Raw genomic sequence first — 16,014 nt, 5'->3', positions numbered from 1 at the left:
GTTTCGGGCTTAGCCTGTCGGCCGCTATGGTTCGCCGCTGTGGTCGGCGGGTGTGGTGGGCGGGTGTGGCCGGCCGCTTAGTGCGGCGACTGCTCGGTGTTTCGGAGGAACGAGTCCAGGTGCTGTTCCAGCATTGCCGGGTCCTTGAGTTGGCACTCCCAGACGGTCAGCACTTTCCAGCCTGAGGTTTCCAGCTGGTGAAGCTGTTCAGCATCGCGGTTCCGTGTGCGGGTCCGCTTGGTTTCCCAGAACTCTGCATTCGCTTTGGGAGCGTGCTGCCCCACACGGCAGTCGTGGAAATGCCAGAAACAGCCGTTGACAAAGATGACTTTGTGGCGGCTGGCGAAGACCAGGTCAGGGCTGCCCGGGAGCTTGCCGCCGCGGGCCGTGCCATGCAATCGGTAGCGGTAGCCCTTTGAATGCAGCAGCTTTCTCACGAGTAGTTCAGGTTTGGTGTTCTTGCCCCTGATGCGGGACATGTTCCAGCTGCGCCGCTCCGGTGTCAGCTTGTCCGCCATGATTTAAGTCTAGGCGGCGGCTGGGATGGCGGGACTCGGGACTCCTGTGCCGGCATCTCTTCCGCTGTAGCTCGGGGCAGTTTCCGCGGCTGCCCACTTTCAGGTGGAGAGCGGGATGGCCTGGCTGTGGAAAACTTTGACGGCCCGAATGCGACGTCGGTTACCCTTAAGCCACTGTTTGGCTTCAGGCGTCGTGATTTCTATCGGGGAGTAGCTGACCATGACATCTCGCACTTCGAGCTCCACTAGCAAATGCTTTCGGTCGGCTGCTCTTGTTGTCGCACTCCTCATATCTGCCAGCGCCTGTAACGGGGGAGGCGTGCAGCCCGCCGCGTCCCCGCCGGCTGAATCGCAAAGCCCCTCTGCCGCGTCGACTCCGAGTGCCACGCCGACCCCAACCCCAAGCTACAAGCCGGCCGACGCCTCAGGGAGGGCCCAGAACGTCCCCGTCCCGGTGCTGCCCGAGGTCGCGAAGTCGGAGACGAAGGAAGGGCTGGAGGCATTTGCACGGTACTGGTTCCAGCTGCTGAGTTACGGGTACGAGACCGGCGATACGGGGCCCTTGGAAAGCGTGACCTCGCCGGCATGCTCTCCATGCGGAACGGCCAAAAGCGACATCATCCCTTGGCATCAAGAAGGTCGGTGGCTCATAGGCGGTCAGATCACGACCCCTGCTGTGGAAACGACATTTTCAGCTGGAGCCGACGGCATTTACAAGGTTGCTGTCCAGGTTCATCAAGTCCCACTTACCTATGTCAGGGCTGACGGGAGCGTCGCCCAGAAGGGCGAGCAAAAAGACGATACTGGCAACCTCCTCCTCGTTGCCTTCCGCAATAACACTTGGCACGTTGATGATGTCGGAAGCATTGTCGGCTAGAAATGGGGACCCTTCGATCTCAAGCGCTTGGGCGCGCAATGCTGTTCCTTTTAATGTTTGCATCGGCTCCCCCAGCCATAGCGGACGGAGCAGCGGCGGACCCGTCTATTTCCGGGGGCTGGGGGCCCAAGGACGCGCACGTAGGAGGGTGGGCTTGGGATCCAGCATTGAATGACTTCGTTCGGACTCAGCCGGGAGCCCCCTCCGCCGATCCATTTCAGTACAAATACGAGCTTCAATGTCACTTGGGCGGAGGTGACTTCGACACGGATTGTCTCGCGGTCCTCGTCGACTGTAAGAACGGGCCAGGCGGCAAAGAAGGTATCCCGGTCGTTTGGCTTAAGGCACCAGCAGGGATCGCGAACCCCTCGTGGACCTATCACTCCGGGCCGACATGTCTTTTTGATCCCAGGCCAGAGGACCTGCTGCCCCGGATCGCCGCCCTGATCCAAACCGAGTTCCAGCGACTTCCGGTCTCGGCAGGAACCGTGGCGGCCCAACCGAGCCCGCATACCCTGCGCGGTGCGGAAACCAACTTCTTCGGGAATGCGGCAGAACAACAATTCGACATCACGATCCTGGCCCAGAGGGTGCATGTGGTGGCAAAGCCCGTGGAATACACGTGGAACTACGGTGACGGAGCTGCACTCGGTCCCCAAACGGCAGCTGGCGGTCCTTTGCCGCAGGAGCACTGGGGGGAAAAGACCCCCACCAGCCATGTCTACACCCAGACTGGGGACTTCGCCGTCGTGCTGACCACCCATTTCCAAGGCACCTATTCCGTGAATGGCGGCCCGCCCCTGCCCATCCCGGGGCAGGGCTCCTTTAGCTCGCCGCCGCAGCCTGTGAGTGTGTGGCGCTCGATCACCAGGAACTACGCTGACGATTGTCTCCAGAATCCCCAAGGCCAAGGCTGCCCAGGCGTCGCCCAGCCGTCTCCCTAGTGTCGAGCCCCTGGGGTTGAGCCCGTGGCTAGGCTCGCAGCTCCCGGTCCACCCGTTCCATCCGGGCGCTCACCAGCTGGCACCGAGGATCCGCCGGTCCGATCAGTGCCGCCGCGGCTGCCGCAGCCGCGGTATCGGAAGATCCCATGTCGGTTGTGCACCACTGCAGTATCAGCCGGGCATCACCGCTGGAGCGTACGGACGCTCCCACGGCGACGTTGAGCTCGTCGCGCATGAACCCGACCGCCAGATTGACCGACCGGTTGAGGAGTTTTGCCGGGTAGGCCGCCAAAGCCTCGGCAACCTGCCCGTCCCGCAGATGGCCGGCCACAACCGAGGCATCCGTCACGACCTTGACTGTTGAAGAGAACCGATAGGGGTTCGCGTCCAGGACACCGCCCAGGATATTGCGTATCCGGTGCATCTCGGTCCGGATCGCGGCGCCGGTGCCAGCGTCGCCATGGATCTCGTAAGCCAGTTCATCGGCGCTCCAGCCCTGGTCACGCGAGGCCAGCAGTGCCAGGATCTCGGCACGGCGCAACGTCAGCGGGCGCCGGATGCCGCCGTCGATCACCGCCGACGGGACGTCGCCCAACAACCGCAGCAACAGCTGCGACTGGGCGTCGCCGTCGCGCGGTGTCTGCTCGTCACGTCGTAGCGGCTGTCCAAAGCCCCCGCTACCGCCATCGGGACCCGCTGCCGATTTCAGCAGCTCCTCCGCAAGCCGCACCCCACAACGCACCAGCCGCAGGCTGTCCGGCGTGACCGACTCGAACGGGCCGGAGACATCCAGGACGCCGACGATTTCTCCCGTCAAGGGGTCGCGGATGGGAGACGCAGTGCAAGCCCAATCATGATGCGTCCGCACGAGGTGCTCGGCCGAGAAGAGCTGCGCCGGGGCTCCGGTCACTAAAGCCTCGCTGATGGCGTTGGTGCCGACCCCGGACTCGGACCAGTCGGCACCCTCCACAAACTCCAGGGAGTCCGCGAGCCGCAACGCCTGCCTGCTGCCAAGGCGCCACAGGACTTCGCCCTGGTGGTCGGTCACGATCAGCAAATGGCGTCCCGTCACCGTCTCATCGGCCAGCAGCTGCGACAGCGCGGGCATGACCGCAGCCAGCCGATGCCCAGCACTGAGTAAGCGCGCCTCGGAGACTTCATGCCGGTGGAGCGGCCGGTGCTGGTCCGGATTGATGCCCAAGGCGAGGGAACGCTGCCAGGACTTGATGAGCGACGGCGACAAGTGCGGATCCGGATTGCCGGAAATGGTGGCCTCGTGCGCTGCCCGGAGGGTTCGGGCGTACTCCGCCGGTGCGGAAAACCTGAGGTCTGAGGGATGCGTGATGGAGCCGTTGCCCTGCCGCATGCTCATTCTCCCAACTCGCCCTCGAATCGTCGCACCCCGCTGATCCCTGCCGCCGCCGGCTGCCCGTACGCGCCGGCCAACAGCTTGAGAGCTCCGTGTAACCCGATTGTAACCCCCTGCGACTTTTACTTGTGATGCGGGTCACTGCGTGGTCAAGACGTCACGCAACGGGAGTGACCCACTGTCAGCAATGGAAAGAGGAATCATGCCTGAGACAGCAAACGGCGTGGTCGGGGCGTGGTTGGCGCAGTTCGATGAGGCACTGCGCAGCCACAACACGGACGCCGCACTGGATCTTTTCGACGACGATTCGTACTGGCGCGACTTCGTTTCCTTCACCTGGAACCTCAAGACGCTTGAGGGCAAAGCAGCCATCGCCCGCATGCTCGAGGCGACCCTGGACGAGGTGCAGCCAAGCAACTGGACCCTCGCCGAGGACGCCACCGGTGACGCCGTCAACACCGAGGCCTGGGTGAATTTCGAGACCGCCCAGGCCCGGGGCTACGCCCACCTCCGCCTCCGCAACGGCAAATGCTGGACCCTGCTCACCACCATGCAGGAACTCAAGGGCTTTGAGGAAAGGAAGGGCCCCAACCGGGACAAGGGAGTCGCCCATGAGATCACCAAGGGCCGCAAATCCTGGCTGGAACTGAAGGAAGAGCAGGAAGCGCGGCTCGGCTACGAAGACCAGCCCTACACCGTCATCATCGGCGGCGGCCAGGGCGGGATCGGGCTGGGGGCGCGGCTGCGCAGACTCGGCGTGCCCACCATCATCATCGAAAAGAATGAGCGTCCGGGTGACTCTTGGCGCAACCGCTACCAGTCCCTCCACCTGCACGATCCGGTCTGGTACGACCACCTGCCCTACATGAAGTTCCCCGACGACTGGCCGGTTTTCGCGGCCAAGGACAAGATCGGCGACTGGCTGGAGAACTACACACGGATCATGGAGCTGAACTACTGGTCCAAGACCGAGTGCACCAACGCCAGCTTCGACGAAGCGTCCCAGGAGTGGGTGGTGGAGGTGGTGCGCGACGGCGAACCGGTCACCTTGCGCCCGCAGCAGCTCGTCTTCGCCCTGGGTGTTTCGGGATACCCGAGCGTCCCCGCGTTCGACGGCGCCGAATCCTTCCTGGGGGAGCAGTACCACTCGTCCAAGCACCCCGGCGGCGGAGACTGGACCGGCAAGAAGGCCGTGGTCATCGGCTCCAACAATTCGGCCCACGATATCTGCGCCGACCTCTGGGAGCATGGCGCCGATGTCACCATGGTCCAGCGGTCCTCCACCCACATTGCCCGCAGCGAATCCCTCATGGACCTTGCGCTGGGCGATCTGTACTCCGAAAAGGCACTGGCCAACGGCGTCACTACGGAGAAAGCCGATCTGCTGTTTGCCTCCTTGCCCTACCGGATCCTGCCCGAAGCCCAGATCCCTGTCTATGCGGAGATGGCCAAGCGGGACGCCGGGTTCTACTCGCAGCTGGAGGCCGCCGGCTTTGACCTGGACTTCGGCGTTGACGGCTCCGGTCTGTTCCTGAAGTACCTGAGACGCGGTTCCGGCTACTACATCGACGTCGGTGCCTCGCAGCTGATCATCGACGGCCGGGTCAAGCTCGCCAATGGCGAGGTCAGCAAGATCACCGGCAACTCCGTCGTGATGGCCAACGGAACCGAACTGGACGCAGACGTCATCATCTACGCCACCGGCTACGGGTCGATGAACGGCTGGTTGGCGGATCTGGTCTCGCCCGAGGTGGCCGACGCCGTCGGCAAGTGCTGGGGATTCGGATCGGACACGCCCAAAGATCCGGGGCCGTGGGAGGGGGAACTCCGCAATATGTGGAAGCCCACCAATGTGGAGAACCTGTGGATCCACGGCGGCAATCTGCACCAGAGCCGCCACTACTCCAACTACCTGGCTCTGCAGCTCAAGGCAAGGATGGAAGGACTGCCGACGCCGGTTTTCGAGCTGCAGCCCACGCACCACACCCGCTGATCGGGGCAGGCCGTGACAAGCACAGCACGGCAACCAGACTGGGGTACCGCCCCTGCTGTGAGACTCCAACGACACTCCGTGGATGCGCCTGACCGGGCGCATCCACGGCCTGGAACGCGAAGGCGAAACACCATGAAAGCAGCACGATTCCACGCCCGCAAGGATCTCCGGATCGAAGATGTCCAAGAGCCCGATCTGCGTCCCGGGGCGGTAAAGATCGCGGTGGCCTGGTGCGGCATCTGCGGCACCGACCTCCATGAATTCATGGAAGGGCCCATCTTCACCCCGCCGCCAGGGAATCCCCATGGGCTTACCCACGAGGACGCCCCTGTCACTCTGGGCCATGAGTTCTCCGGCATCGTCGAGGAAGTTGCGGAGGGCGTCAGCGGTCTTACCGTCGGAGACAACGTTGTAGTGGAGCCGTACTTCGTCTGCAATGAATGCGGACCCTGCCTCAGCGGGCACTACAACCTCTGCACAAAGATGGGCTTCATCGGCTTGGCGGGCGGCGGTGGAGGCTTGAGCGAGAAGATTGTGGTCGACGCCCGGTGGGTGCACTCCGTCGGCGACATCCCGCTGGACGAAGCCGCGCTCATCGAACCTCTCGCGGTGGCGTACCACGCCGTCGGCAGGAGCGGCCTCAAAGCCGGCGACACCGCCGTCGTCGGGGGCGCCGGACCTATCGGACTGCTCACCGCAGCGGTCCTGAAAGGCCTCGGTATCACCACGATTGTCACTGAGCTGTCGGCAGCCCGCAAGGACAAGGCGGTGTCGTCCGGGGTCGCGGATCATCTTCTCGATCCGAGCTCCGACGACGTCAAGGCGCGCGTGCTGGAACTGACCGCAGGTGCGGGTGCAAACGGGGCCTTTGAATGTGCCGGCGTGAATGCCGTGCTGGACACGATGCTCGACGTCGTGAAGCCGGCGGGCGTCGTCGTCAACGTTTCGATCTGGGGACACCCGGCCACAGTGGATATGCAAAAAGTCGTGCTGAAGGAAATCGATCTGCGCGGCACCATCGCTTACTGCGGCGATCATGCCGCCGCCATCAAGCTGGTCCAGGAAGGAAAAGTCGACCTGAAACCCTTCATCACCGGGAGAATCGCCTTGGACGACCTGGTGGACAAGGGCTTCGATACGCTGATCAACCACAACGACACCGCAGTGAAAATCATCGTCCACCCGTAGTGATCCGAGTCTCACGAGGAATAGTTGCAGGCGCCTTGCAGTTGCCGCCAGTGAACCCATTCCACTGTGAAAGGAACTGCGCATGCTGTTTTCCCCCCTGACCCTCGGCGAGCTGGAACTGCCCAACCGACTCGTGATGGCGCCCCTCACCCGCGTCCGCTCCGGCAAAGCAGGAATCCCCGGCCCGCTGGTCGTCGAGCATTACCGCCAGCGCGCTTCGCTCGGCCTGATCGTCAGCGAGGGAACGTACCCCAGCCACGCCGGCCGAGGCTTCCCGGGCCAGCCCGGGCTCGTGACCGACGAGCAGCTCAAGGGCTGGGCCAACGTCACGTCTGCCGTGCACGCCGAGGGCGGCAGGATCTTCGCCCAGGTGATGCACGCCGGCCGGGTAACCCACGCGGACACCACAGGCGGCTACGAGGTCGTTGCACCCAGCGCCATCGCCATAGACGGAGAGACCCGCACGTACGAGGGAAAGAAGCCGTTCCCCGTTCCCCGCGCCCTGACGTCCGAAGAACTCCCGGCCATCGTCCAGGAGTTTGTCCTGGCGTCCCGCAAGGCCATCGATGCCGGATTCGACGGCGTGGAGTTGCACTCCGCTAACGGTTACCTTCTGCACGAGTTCCTTACCCCGGCAGCCAACCAGCGCGACGACGTCTACGGCGGCTCCCCGGAGAACCGCGCGCGCTTCGTGATTGAAGTTGCCCGGGCCGTGGTGGACGCCGTCGGCGCGGACCGTGTCGGCATCCGCATTTCCCCGGAGCACAATGTCCAGGGTGCCCTCGAACTCGACGTGGCGGACGTCCGGGCCACCTACGCCCACCTCGTCGACGCCTTGGCTCCGCTGAAGCTGGCCTACCTCAGCATCCTGCACAAGGACCCCGCCGCCGAGCTGGTCCAGGACCTGCGCGCACGGTTTGGTGGAACCTTCCTGCTGAACACAGGCTTTGGCGTTGTCACTACCCGCGAGGAAGCTAAGGCCCTGGTCGCAGAAGGCCACGCTGACGCCGTGGTCGTCGGACGCCCTGCCATCGCCAACCCGGACCTGGTCCGCCGCTGGCGTGAAGGCCTGCCGGTCAACGACCCGGACCCGTCCACGTTCTACACCGAGGGCGCCGTGGGCTACACCGACTACCCGGCGTACCAGAACTAAGGCCCGCAGCGTCAAACAGCAGCAGCACACCCCGCCGCGGGACATGCCCTGCCGCAGCCACGAACAGTGGGCAGAATGCCATTCTGCCCACTGTTCGCATCCAGGAATGAGCATGTCCCTCGGTCGCGGGACACAGGAGTGAGGGCATGTCCCTGGGACGCGGGATCCAGGAATGGGCATGTCCCTCGGTCGCGGGACACAGGAGTGGGCATGTCCCTGTCCTATAGGATCTGAACATGCAACTAGCTTCCTCCGGGAGTCGCTCCGAGGGCGGCCCCACTGGCCGGACCGTCAGCCGCCAGGTCCTCGCTGACCACGTCTATGAAGAGCTCCTGGCGTCGCTGATGGACGGGCGGCTCGAACCCGGGGCCGCGGTGAGCATCGATGGAACCGCCAGGGAGCTCGATGTTTCCCCCACGCCGGTGCGCGAAGCCCTTGCCCGGCTCGAGCACACCGGAATGGTTCGCCGCGTCGCACTCAAGGGCTACCGGGTTGCGCCGATGTTCACCCAGGAGGACTTCGCCGAGCTCATGGAAGCGCGGCTGGCGATCGAGCCCGTCAACGCCCGCCTGGCGTGCGCCCGGCTGACGCCGGCGCACCATGCCGAGCTGGCCACCGCTGTCGCGGACCTCAAGAAGGCGCCCCGCGGCCCATCGTTTTCCGAATTCCGTGACTATCTCGAAGCCGACGAGCGGTTCCACCGGCTGATCGCGGAACATACCGGCAACCAGTTCATGGTCGCCGCCTATGCCGCCCTCGGCGGGCAGGTCCAGCGCTTCCGCCTGTTTGGCGGGGTGGGCATCACGGACGCGGACCAAGCGATCGCCGAGCACCAAGCGGTTCTGGACGCGCTTTCCTCGGGCGACCCGGACAGGGCCGCGGCAGCCATGGCAGAGCATGTAAAGAAGGTGCGCGGCCGGGCCATCGCGGACGCCCCCGCCGAGTAAGCCTCCTTTCCCCAAACGGGCCGCAATAAGCTCCCGCAGCATCTTTCTGTGAGCCTCTTCACAAACGGATCGAAGACCCTATAGGATCTTCGATTGTGGCGGCTATGGTGCCGGCATCGGAGTCACGAGGGAGTGAACAGTGCACACAGAAGCTTTGGCCGCAGGGCCTAAGGAATCAGCAACACGCCGCACCATCAAGAATCTGCGATGGTGGATCCTCGGCTGGGCGCTAGCCGCCGGCATCATCAACTACATGGATCGCAGCGCGATCTCCATCGCCGCGCCACAACTGATCAAAGAATTCGGCATGACCCGGACGGACATTGGCCTCCTAGGCACCGTGTTTTCCTGGACCTACGCTTTTGCCCAGCTGCCCGCCGGCTGGCTCGTGGATAAGCTCGGCGCCCGCAAAATGTACTTCCTCGCCATCGCAGGCTGGAGCATCGCTACCGCGTTGATGGCCATCGGCGGCAAGATGTGGCACTTCATCACCTTCCGCTTCCTGCTCGGCGTCACCGAAGCACCGAACGGACCGGCCTCGGCCAGGCTCACAGCTGACTGGTTCCCCCGTGCCGAGCGCGGACAGGCCACCGCGATCTGGGACAGTGGTTCCAAATGGGGACCCGCCATTGCACCGCCCGTCCTGACTGCCATCATGCTCACCTTCGGCTGGCAGGCCATCTTCCTGTTCCTCGGCGTCGCTGGCCTGGTGCTGGCCCTTGCCTTCTTCATGTACTACCGCGCCCCCGAAGAGCACAAGAGCATCAGCGCGAAGGAATTGGACTACATCGAAAGCCAGCGCACGACGCAGGTCCTGACCGCCAAGAAGGTCTCCTGGCTGGGCCTCTTCAAGCACCGCCAGATCTGGGGAATGATGGCAGGCTTCTTCTGCGTCATCTGGATCTGGAACATATTCATCGTCTTCCTTCCGCTGTACTTGCAGGAAGAGCGCGGCGTCAGTATCGCAAACTCTGGCTGGCTGGCTGCAGTACCGTACCTGGGTGCGGCTATTCTGGGCATCACCGGCGGCTGGGTCATGACCCGCTACTCCAAGAAGGCAGGCCGCGATCCCCTTCTGGCCAAGCGCCACGTGATGTCCGTGGCCGCGGTCATCGCCGGCATCCTGATCTGCCTGATCCCGTTTGTGGATTCCCTCCCGCTCGCCCTCGCCGTGATGACCGTGGCACTGGGCTTCGTCGCCACCATGCAGGCGGCGGCCTGGGCCATGCCCGGTGACATCGTGGACAACTCCCAGGTCGCATCCGTCGGTGCCATCCAGAACTTCGGCGGCTACTTCGGCGGCGCCTTTGCCCCGCTGCTGACCGGCGTGATCGCCGACGCAACCGGCTCCTACGCGCCGTCGTTCGTCATCGGCGGCATCATCGCAGCCCTCGCCGCCGTGGCCTACACCGTGCTGGTCCGCGAACCCATCAGGGACAAGACCGCGGCAACCCAGACGGAGAGCGCCGACGCATGAGCACAGCAACAAATGAATTGACGACGGCGGCCGCCAGCAAGTCGGTCGCCCTGGCGGGCACCACCCGCCCGCCATTCACCGTGGCGGTCACGGCCGACGCTGCCCGGCCTGACGGCAGCTCCATCCACGGGGACCTGGGACTGCAGCGGCTCAGCGAGAATGGCATCAGCTGGGGCGTCCTGCCCAGCTACACGGACCCGGTTCCGCTGGCCGATCTTGCCGGAGTCCAGGCCGTTCTGGCGCTCGGACACATCGCCTTCGATTCGCGCACCGTGGACCACGCCCCGGACCTGAGGCTGATCGCCCGGTTCGGGGCAGGGTACGAAACCATCGACCTGGATGCCTGCACCCGCGCCGGCGTCGTCGTCACCAACACCCCGGACGCCATTCGCCGGCCGCTGGCAGTGGCGGGGCTGACCCTTCTCCTGTCGCTCTCGCACAAGCTCCTGGCCAAGGACCGGCTGACGCGGACCTCTGACTGGGCGCAGCGTGAGCACTACCGGGGCGCGCCGCTGGTGGGACGGACGGTCGGGATCGTGGGCTTCGGCAGCGTGGGCGCCGAGCTCGCCCGGTTGCTGGCTCCGCTCGGGATGAAGGTGGTGGGCAACAACCGCAGCGGCCGCCACGCGGAGGCCGCGGAACTCGGGGTCGAGTTGCTGGGCCTGGACGAGCTGCTGGAGGTCTCCGACTACGTTGTGCTCTGCGCCGCGCTCACACCGGCGACCGAAAAGCTGATCGACGCCGCGGCACTGGCCCGGATGAAGTCAGGCGCCTATCTGATCAACATCGGCCGCGGAAAGCTCGTGGACACGGATGCCCTCCGGGACGCCCTGCGGGACGGCCGGATCGCCGGTGCGGGGCTCGACGTCTTTGAGCCGGAACCCCTGCTTCCCGACGACGAGCTGCTGACCTTCGACAACGTGGTGCTTTCCCCGCATTCGCTGTGCTGGACCGAGGACTTCACCCGGGATGTGGCGGCCAGCGCCATCGCGTCGATCCTGGCGGTGGCGGCGGGGGAGCGTCCCGCCGACGTCCTGAATCCGGAAGTCTTTGCAACCGCGGCCTTCGCCGCGAAGCAGGGTAACCCGGCATGTGACCTTGACAACATCCTTTCAAATAGTAGATCCTATAGGAAACAGGATTCCACGAAGGAGTGAACCCCATGGCTTATACAGCTGAGAACTGGCCCATCACCGCAGCGCTGCTGCAGTTCCCGGGCACGGATGCGCAGGGCAACCACGTCAACGACGCCGACGCCTCCACCTGGGCCAAGGTCTTCGCCGAGGTCAAGGAAGCCGGCTTTGCCGACGCCGACCTCACGGACAGCTGGGTCCGGCCCGGCGATCTGAGCTCAGCCCGGCTCGCAGAGTTCAAGCGGACCGCGGACAACGTGGGAATCGGCATTCCCGTCATCTCCGCCATCCGCCGCAGCGTGATCGAGGAAGGCAACTGGGAAGCCAACCTGGCCTACAGCCACCGCACCATCGACGCCGCGGCCGAACTGGGCTGCGAGGTGGTCTCCTTCGGGCTGCACCAGGCGCTCACGCCGGAGCAGCAGAAGCAGCTGTGGTTCTGGACCGTCGAAGGCCACAAGGACCCGGTGGGCGACAAGGAAACCTGGGGCAAGGCCGTCACGCGCCTCCGCGAACTCGGCCGGCACGCGGCGGACGCGGGCGTCCTGCTTTCGCTGGAAATGTACGAGGACACCTACCTCGGCACCGCGGATATGTCTGTGCAGCTGGTTCAGGACATCGGACTGGACAACGTCGGCCTGAACCCGGATATCGGCAACCTGATCCGGCTGCACCGCCCCATCGAGGACTGGCGCGAGATGGTGGCCAAGACCCTGCCGTACTCGAACTACTGGCACATGAAGAACTACATCCGTGATGAAGACGTGGCCCGTGACAGCTACGTTGCGATGCCCGCCCCGATGGAATCCGGTCTCATCAACTACCGCGAGGCGTTCAAGGTCGCCCTGTCGGTCGGCTTCCAGGGGATCCTCTGCACCGAGCACTACGGCGGCGACGGCCTGTCCGTCACGGCCCGCAACCAGGACTACCTGCGCCGCCAGATTCTGCCGAAGACGGACGGCTATGCCCTGGGGCAGAGCCAGGTGGCACAGGGCCGGCAGCAGCCCGCGACGGCGGAACTCGCCAGCGTCTGACGCCGCCGGCGTCTAAATCCGCCAGCGTCTGAACCGGCCGGCTCGGCCGCCCCGCCATCCGGCCGGCGGCCGAGCACAGCTCCACCCAGCATCACTTCTCCAATACGGATTCGATGAGGAATAATGACCCAGATCTTCGACAACCCCGCTGACTTTGCGGATGAGGCACTGGACGGCTTCGTGGCCGCCAACCGCGGCTACGTGGCCCGGGTGGACGGCGGCGTCGTCCGTTCCACCGAGGTCCCCGCCGGGCAGGTGGCCCTGGTCGTGGGCGGCGGCTCCGGACACTATCCTGCCTTTGCCGGGCTGGTGGGGCCGGGCCTGGCCACGGGATCGGCGTGCGGCAACATGTTCGCTTCGCCCGCGGCCGGGCAGGTCTACCGGGTGGCGAAGGCCGCGAACGCCGGCGGCGGCGTGCTGCTGAGCTACGGCAACTACGCCGGGGACGTGCTGCACTTCGGCCAGGCCCAACTGCGCCTCAACGCGGAAGGCATCGAGACCCGCACCGTCCTCGTCACCGACGACATCGCCAGCGCCCCGCTGGACCAGATCGGGAAGCGCCGCGGCATCGCCGGGGACCTGACGGTCTTCAAGATCGCCGGCGCCGCGGCCGAGGCGGGCCTGAGCCTGGCTGACGTGGAACGGCTGGCCATCAGGACCAACTACCGCACCCGTTCGCTCGGCGTGGCGTTCGGCGGTTGCACCCTCCCGGGAGCGGAGTCGCCGCTGTTCTCGGTTCCGGAAGGCCAGATGTCGCTGGGCCTGGGCATCCACGGCGAGCCGGGCATTTCCGAGCACCCGATGCCGACCGCCTCTGAACTCGCCGCACTGCTGGTCGGAAGGCTTCTCGAGGACAAGCCCGAGGACGCGGGCACCCGTGTGGTGGCGATCGTCAACGGACTGGGCACCGTCAAGTACGACGAGCTGTTCCTGCTCTTCGGCAAGATCGAAAAGCTCCTCGACGCCGCGGGACTGACCGTGGTGGAACCCGAGTGCGGCGAGCTGGTCACCAGCCTGGACATGTCCGGGCTCTCCCTGACCCTGCTCTGGCTGGACGACGAACTCGAGCAGTACTGGGCAGCCCCGGCGGACACTCCGGCGTACCGCAAGGGCAACCTGGCACCCCGCGCCCGCCGCGAGCTCGCGGGTCCGGAGGCCGAGATGGTCTCCGACATCGAGCACGCCACGACGGCGGCAGCGGCCATCGGCCGGCAGGCAGCGGGCGTGCTCGCCCAGGTGCGGGACGTCGTCGTCGAACACGAAGAGGAATTGGGACGCCTGGATGCGATTGCCGGCGACGGCGACCACGGCATCGGGATGCGCCGAGGCGTGGACGCGGCCGTCTCCGCCGCCCAGCAGGCGGCGGCGAACGACGGCGGCGCGTCGCCGTCGCGGGTCCTGACCGCCGCGGGGGAGGCCTGGAGCGAGCGTGCCGGCGGAACCTCCGGTGCGCTGTGGGGGTCGGCGATCATCGCGGCCGGACTCGCTTTGGGCAACCGGGAGAGCTACTCCGGTGAGGACGCGGCCGCGGCTGTCAGCGCCTTCGTTGATGCCATCACCGAGCTCGGCAAGGCGGAGCCGGGGGACAAGACCATGGTGGACGCGCTGCTGCCGTTCCGGGACGCCTTCCTCGGCGCGCTCGACGGCGGCGCCTCAGTGGGCGCCTCGCTCGGCGCGGCTGCTGCCGCCGCGCAGACAGCCGCCGACCGGACGGCGGACCTCCGGCCGCTCAAGGGCCGCGCCCGTCCACTCGCTGAAAAAAGCCTTGGACACCCGGACCCCGGCGCGGTTTCGTTCGCCCTCATCGCGGCCCGGATCTCATCACACATCAACACTGCACACGCAGGCACTGCACACACCGACGCCAGGCTCGCTCACCCCGAGCCGGCGAAGCAAGGAGCAAAAGCATGAGCACCACAACAGGCTGGCGTGTCGTCGTCGGCAACGACGAGGCCGGCGTCGAATACAAAGACGCCCTGAAAGCACTGCTGGAAGCGGATCCCCGCGTGGCCTCCGTGCTGGACATCGGGGTCGGCGCCAACGACTCCACCGCCTACCCCCACGTGGCCGTTGACGCCGCCCGGAAGGTGGCCGAAGGCGAAGCCGACCGGGCACTCCTGATCTGCGGAACGGGCCTCGGCGTGGCCATCGCGGCCAACAAGGTCCCCGGCATCCGGGCCGTCACCGCGCACGACAGCTACTCGGTGGAACGCTCGGTCCTGAGCAACAACGCCCAGGTCCTCACCATGGGCCAGCGCGTGATCGGCCTGGAACTGGCCAAGAAGCTCGTCGGCGAATGGCTCAGCCACCGCTTCGATGAAAACTCCTCCTCCGCCGCCAAGGTGGACGCCATCTGCTCGTACGAACCCGAATACACGAAGGCAGTCTGAACATGACCGAATCAACAGAAACCGCAGCCGCCATCAACGCCGCCCGGAAGATCGCCGTCGTCGGCTCCGGCTACATGGGCGGGGGCATCGCCCAGGTCCTGGCCCTCGGCGGCGCCCGGGTTGCGCTGGCGGATGTGTCCGCGGAAGTGGCCCAGAAGAACTACGAGCGGCTCCTGGCGGAATCCGACGAATTCGTGGCCGCGGGGCTCTTCCCGGAAGGCGCCACCGCCATCCTGAAGGAAAACCTCTGGGCCGCCCAGGACATCGAGGAGGCCGTGGCTGACGCCGACTTCATCGAAGAGGCCGTGCCCGAGGTCATCGGGATCAAGCACCAGACGCTCGCCCGCATCAGCGCGGCCGCCCGTCCCGACGCCATCATCGGGTCCAACACCTCGACGATCTCCATCGCGGACCTCTCCGAGCCCGTCGCCAACCCGGAACGCTTCCTGGGCGTGCACTTCTCCAACCCCTCGCCCTTCATCCCGGGCGTGGAAATCATCCCTCACGCCGGGACCTCGGCGGCCACGGTCGGCGCCGTCCGCGACCTGGTCCACGCCGCCAACAAGCAGACCGCCGTCGTCAAGGACGTCACCGGCTTCGTGCTCAACCGGCTCCAGTACGCGCTCTTCCACGAGGCCGCCCAGCTGGTGGAGCAGGAGATCGCGACGGCGGAAGACGTCGACACCCTGGTCCGCACCACGTTCGGCTTCCGGCTGCCGTTCTTCGGGCCCTTCGCGATCGCCGACATGGCAGGCCTGGATGTCTACAACTTCTGCTACAAGTCCCTGCAGACGGACTTCCCGGAACGCTTCGCCACCCCGAAGATCCTCACCGACCTCGTGGAGGCCGGCAAGCTGGGCACCAAGACCGGAGCAGGCTTCCTCAACGTCCCGGCGGAGCGCACCCCCGAACTGATCGCGTACCGGAACAAGGCGTACGTGGCCATGCAGAAGCTCATCGACGAGCTCGGCCCCGCACCCATCAACTGAAC

At 65.7% G+C, this 16,014-nt stretch carries 14 protein-coding genes; 12 read left to right on the top strand and 2 right to left on the bottom strand.

From position 1 onward, the window contains the following. Nucleotides 1-77 precede the first annotated feature (77 nt). On the bottom strand, nt 78-518 hold the full coding sequence (locus QFZ69_RS17015) for a very short patch repair endonuclease (RefSeq protein ID WP_306913005.1): 441 nt from the start codon (nt 516-518) through the stop codon (nt 78-80). A 220-nt stretch (nt 519-738) separates the two neighbouring features. Between QFZ69_RS17015 and QFZ69_RS23390 the strand changes: the two genes are divergently transcribed. Both QFZ69_RS23390 and QFZ69_RS17005 read left to right on the top strand, forming a co-directional pair. Beyond that, nucleotides 739-1,395, top strand: a complete 657-nt coding sequence (locus QFZ69_RS23390; protein ID WP_373461713.1) for a DUF6318 family protein — start codon at nt 739-741, stop codon at nt 1,393-1,395. Nucleotides 1,396-1,562: 167 nt separating this feature from the next. Next, nucleotides 1,563-2,339 (top strand): hypothetical protein, encoded by a 777-nt coding sequence (locus QFZ69_RS17005; RefSeq protein ID WP_306913002.1) that lies wholly within the window; start codon nt 1,563-1,565, stop codon nt 2,337-2,339. Nucleotides 2,340-2,367: 28 nt separating this feature from the next. Here QFZ69_RS17005 and QFZ69_RS17000 read toward each other — a convergent pair whose 3' ends face one another. Continuing rightward, nucleotides 2,368-3,705, bottom strand: coding sequence for a GAF domain-containing protein (locus QFZ69_RS17000; RefSeq protein WP_373461909.1), 1,338 nt, complete (start codon nt 3,703-3,705; stop codon nt 2,368-2,370). A 205-nt stretch (nt 3,706-3,910) separates the two neighbouring features. Here QFZ69_RS17000 and QFZ69_RS16995 point away from each other — a divergent pair, with 205 nt between their 5' ends. From QFZ69_RS16995 to QFZ69_RS16950, 10 genes are all read left to right on the top strand, one after another. Further along, complete coding sequence (locus QFZ69_RS16995; protein ID WP_306912997.1) at nt 3,911-5,701, top strand: NAD(P)/FAD-dependent oxidoreductase; 1,791 nt, start codon at nt 3,911-3,913, stop codon at nt 5,699-5,701. 132 nt (nt 5,702-5,833) lie between these two features. Further along, nucleotides 5,834-6,889, top strand: a complete 1,056-nt coding sequence (locus QFZ69_RS16990) for a 2,3-butanediol dehydrogenase (RefSeq protein ID WP_306912995.1) — start codon at nt 5,834-5,836, stop codon at nt 6,887-6,889. 82 nt (nt 6,890-6,971) lie between these two features. Then, nucleotides 6,972-8,042 carry an alkene reductase gene (locus tag QFZ69_RS16985; protein ID WP_306912993.1) on the top strand — a complete coding sequence of 357 codons (1,071 nt, stop codon included), beginning with the start codon at nt 6,972-6,974 and terminating at the stop codon, nt 8,040-8,042. 236 nt (nt 8,043-8,278) lie between these two features. Beyond that, nucleotides 8,279-8,989: a GntR family transcriptional regulator gene (locus tag QFZ69_RS16980; RefSeq protein WP_306912990.1), complete on the top strand. Its 711-nt coding sequence runs from the start codon at nt 8,279-8,281 to the stop codon at nt 8,987-8,989. 139 nt (nt 8,990-9,128) lie between these two features. After that, nucleotides 9,129-10,466: an MFS transporter gene (locus QFZ69_RS16975; RefSeq protein ID WP_306912989.1), complete on the top strand. Its 1,338-nt coding sequence runs from the start codon at nt 9,129-9,131 to the stop codon at nt 10,464-10,466. Then, on the top strand, nt 10,463-11,623 hold the full coding sequence (locus QFZ69_RS16970; RefSeq protein WP_306912988.1) for a 2-hydroxyacid dehydrogenase: 1,161 nt from the start codon (nt 10,463-10,465) through the stop codon (nt 11,621-11,623). Before QFZ69_RS16975 ends, QFZ69_RS16970 begins: the two co-directional genes overlap by 4 nt. 5 nt (nt 11,624-11,628) lie before the next feature. Beyond that, nucleotides 11,629-12,633, top strand: coding sequence for a sugar phosphate isomerase/epimerase (locus QFZ69_RS16965; RefSeq protein WP_306912986.1), 1,005 nt, complete (start codon nt 11,629-11,631; stop codon nt 12,631-12,633). Between the two features lie 123 nt (nt 12,634-12,756). Then, nucleotides 12,757-14,544: a dihydroxyacetone kinase subunit DhaL gene (gene dhaL, locus QFZ69_RS16960; protein ID WP_307000299.1), complete on the top strand. Its 1,788-nt coding sequence runs from the start codon at nt 12,757-12,759 to the stop codon at nt 14,542-14,544. Next, nucleotides 14,541-15,023 carry a ribose-5-phosphate isomerase gene (locus QFZ69_RS16955; RefSeq protein ID WP_306912985.1) on the top strand — a complete coding sequence of 161 codons (483 nt, stop codon included), beginning with the start codon at nt 14,541-14,543 and terminating at the stop codon, nt 15,021-15,023. The genes dhaL and QFZ69_RS16955 overlap by 4 nt, the downstream gene beginning before the upstream one ends. Nucleotides 15,024-15,025: 2 nt before the next feature. Beyond that, nucleotides 15,026-16,012: a 3-hydroxyacyl-CoA dehydrogenase family protein gene (locus QFZ69_RS16950; protein ID WP_306912983.1), complete on the top strand. Its 987-nt coding sequence runs from the start codon at nt 15,026-15,028 to the stop codon at nt 16,010-16,012. Nucleotides 16,013-16,014: the final 2 nt, after the last annotated feature.

Source organism: Arthrobacter sp. V1I7 (assembly GCF_030817015.1).
Taxonomy (GTDB): Bacteria; Actinomycetota; Actinomycetes; order Actinomycetales; family Micrococcaceae; genus Arthrobacter.
Note: the sequence above shows the minus strand (reverse complement) of the source record. Positions and strands in the feature narration are given on the sequence as shown.

Excerpts from the sequence above, each read along its gene's own strand:
- QFZ69_RS17015 (WP_306913005.1), bottom strand. The coding sequence starts at position 518 with ATGGCGGACAAGCTGACACCGGAGCGGCGCAGCTGGAACATGTCCCGC.
- QFZ69_RS23390 (WP_373461713.1), top strand. The coding sequence starts at position 739 with ATGACATCTCGCACTTCGAGCTCCACTAGCAAATGCTTTCGGTCGGCT.
- QFZ69_RS17000 (WP_373461909.1), bottom strand. The coding sequence starts at position 3,705 with ATGCGGCAGGGCAACGGCTCCATCACGCATCCCTCAGACCTCAGGTTT.
- QFZ69_RS16995 (WP_306912997.1), top strand. The coding sequence starts at position 3,911 with ATGCCTGAGACAGCAAACGGCGTGGTCGGGGCGTGGTTGGCGCAGTTC.
- QFZ69_RS16990 (WP_306912995.1), top strand. The coding sequence starts at position 5,834 with ATGAAAGCAGCACGATTCCACGCCCGCAAGGATCTCCGGATCGAAGAT.
- QFZ69_RS16985 (WP_306912993.1), top strand. The coding sequence starts at position 6,972 with ATGCTGTTTTCCCCCCTGACCCTCGGCGAGCTGGAACTGCCCAACCGA.
- QFZ69_RS16980 (WP_306912990.1), top strand. The coding sequence starts at position 8,279 with ATGCAACTAGCTTCCTCCGGGAGTCGCTCCGAGGGCGGCCCCACTGGC.
- QFZ69_RS16970 (WP_306912988.1), top strand. The coding sequence starts at position 10,463 with ATGAGCACAGCAACAAATGAATTGACGACGGCGGCCGCCAGCAAGTCG.
- QFZ69_RS16965 (WP_306912986.1), top strand. The coding sequence starts at position 11,629 with ATGGCTTATACAGCTGAGAACTGGCCCATCACCGCAGCGCTGCTGCAG.
- dhaL (WP_307000299.1), top strand. The coding sequence starts at position 12,757 with ATGACCCAGATCTTCGACAACCCCGCTGACTTTGCGGATGAGGCACTG.
- QFZ69_RS16955 (WP_306912985.1), top strand. The coding sequence starts at position 14,541 with ATGAGCACCACAACAGGCTGGCGTGTCGTCGTCGGCAACGACGAGGCC.
- QFZ69_RS16950 (WP_306912983.1), top strand. The coding sequence starts at position 15,026 with ATGACCGAATCAACAGAAACCGCAGCCGCCATCAACGCCGCCCGGAAG.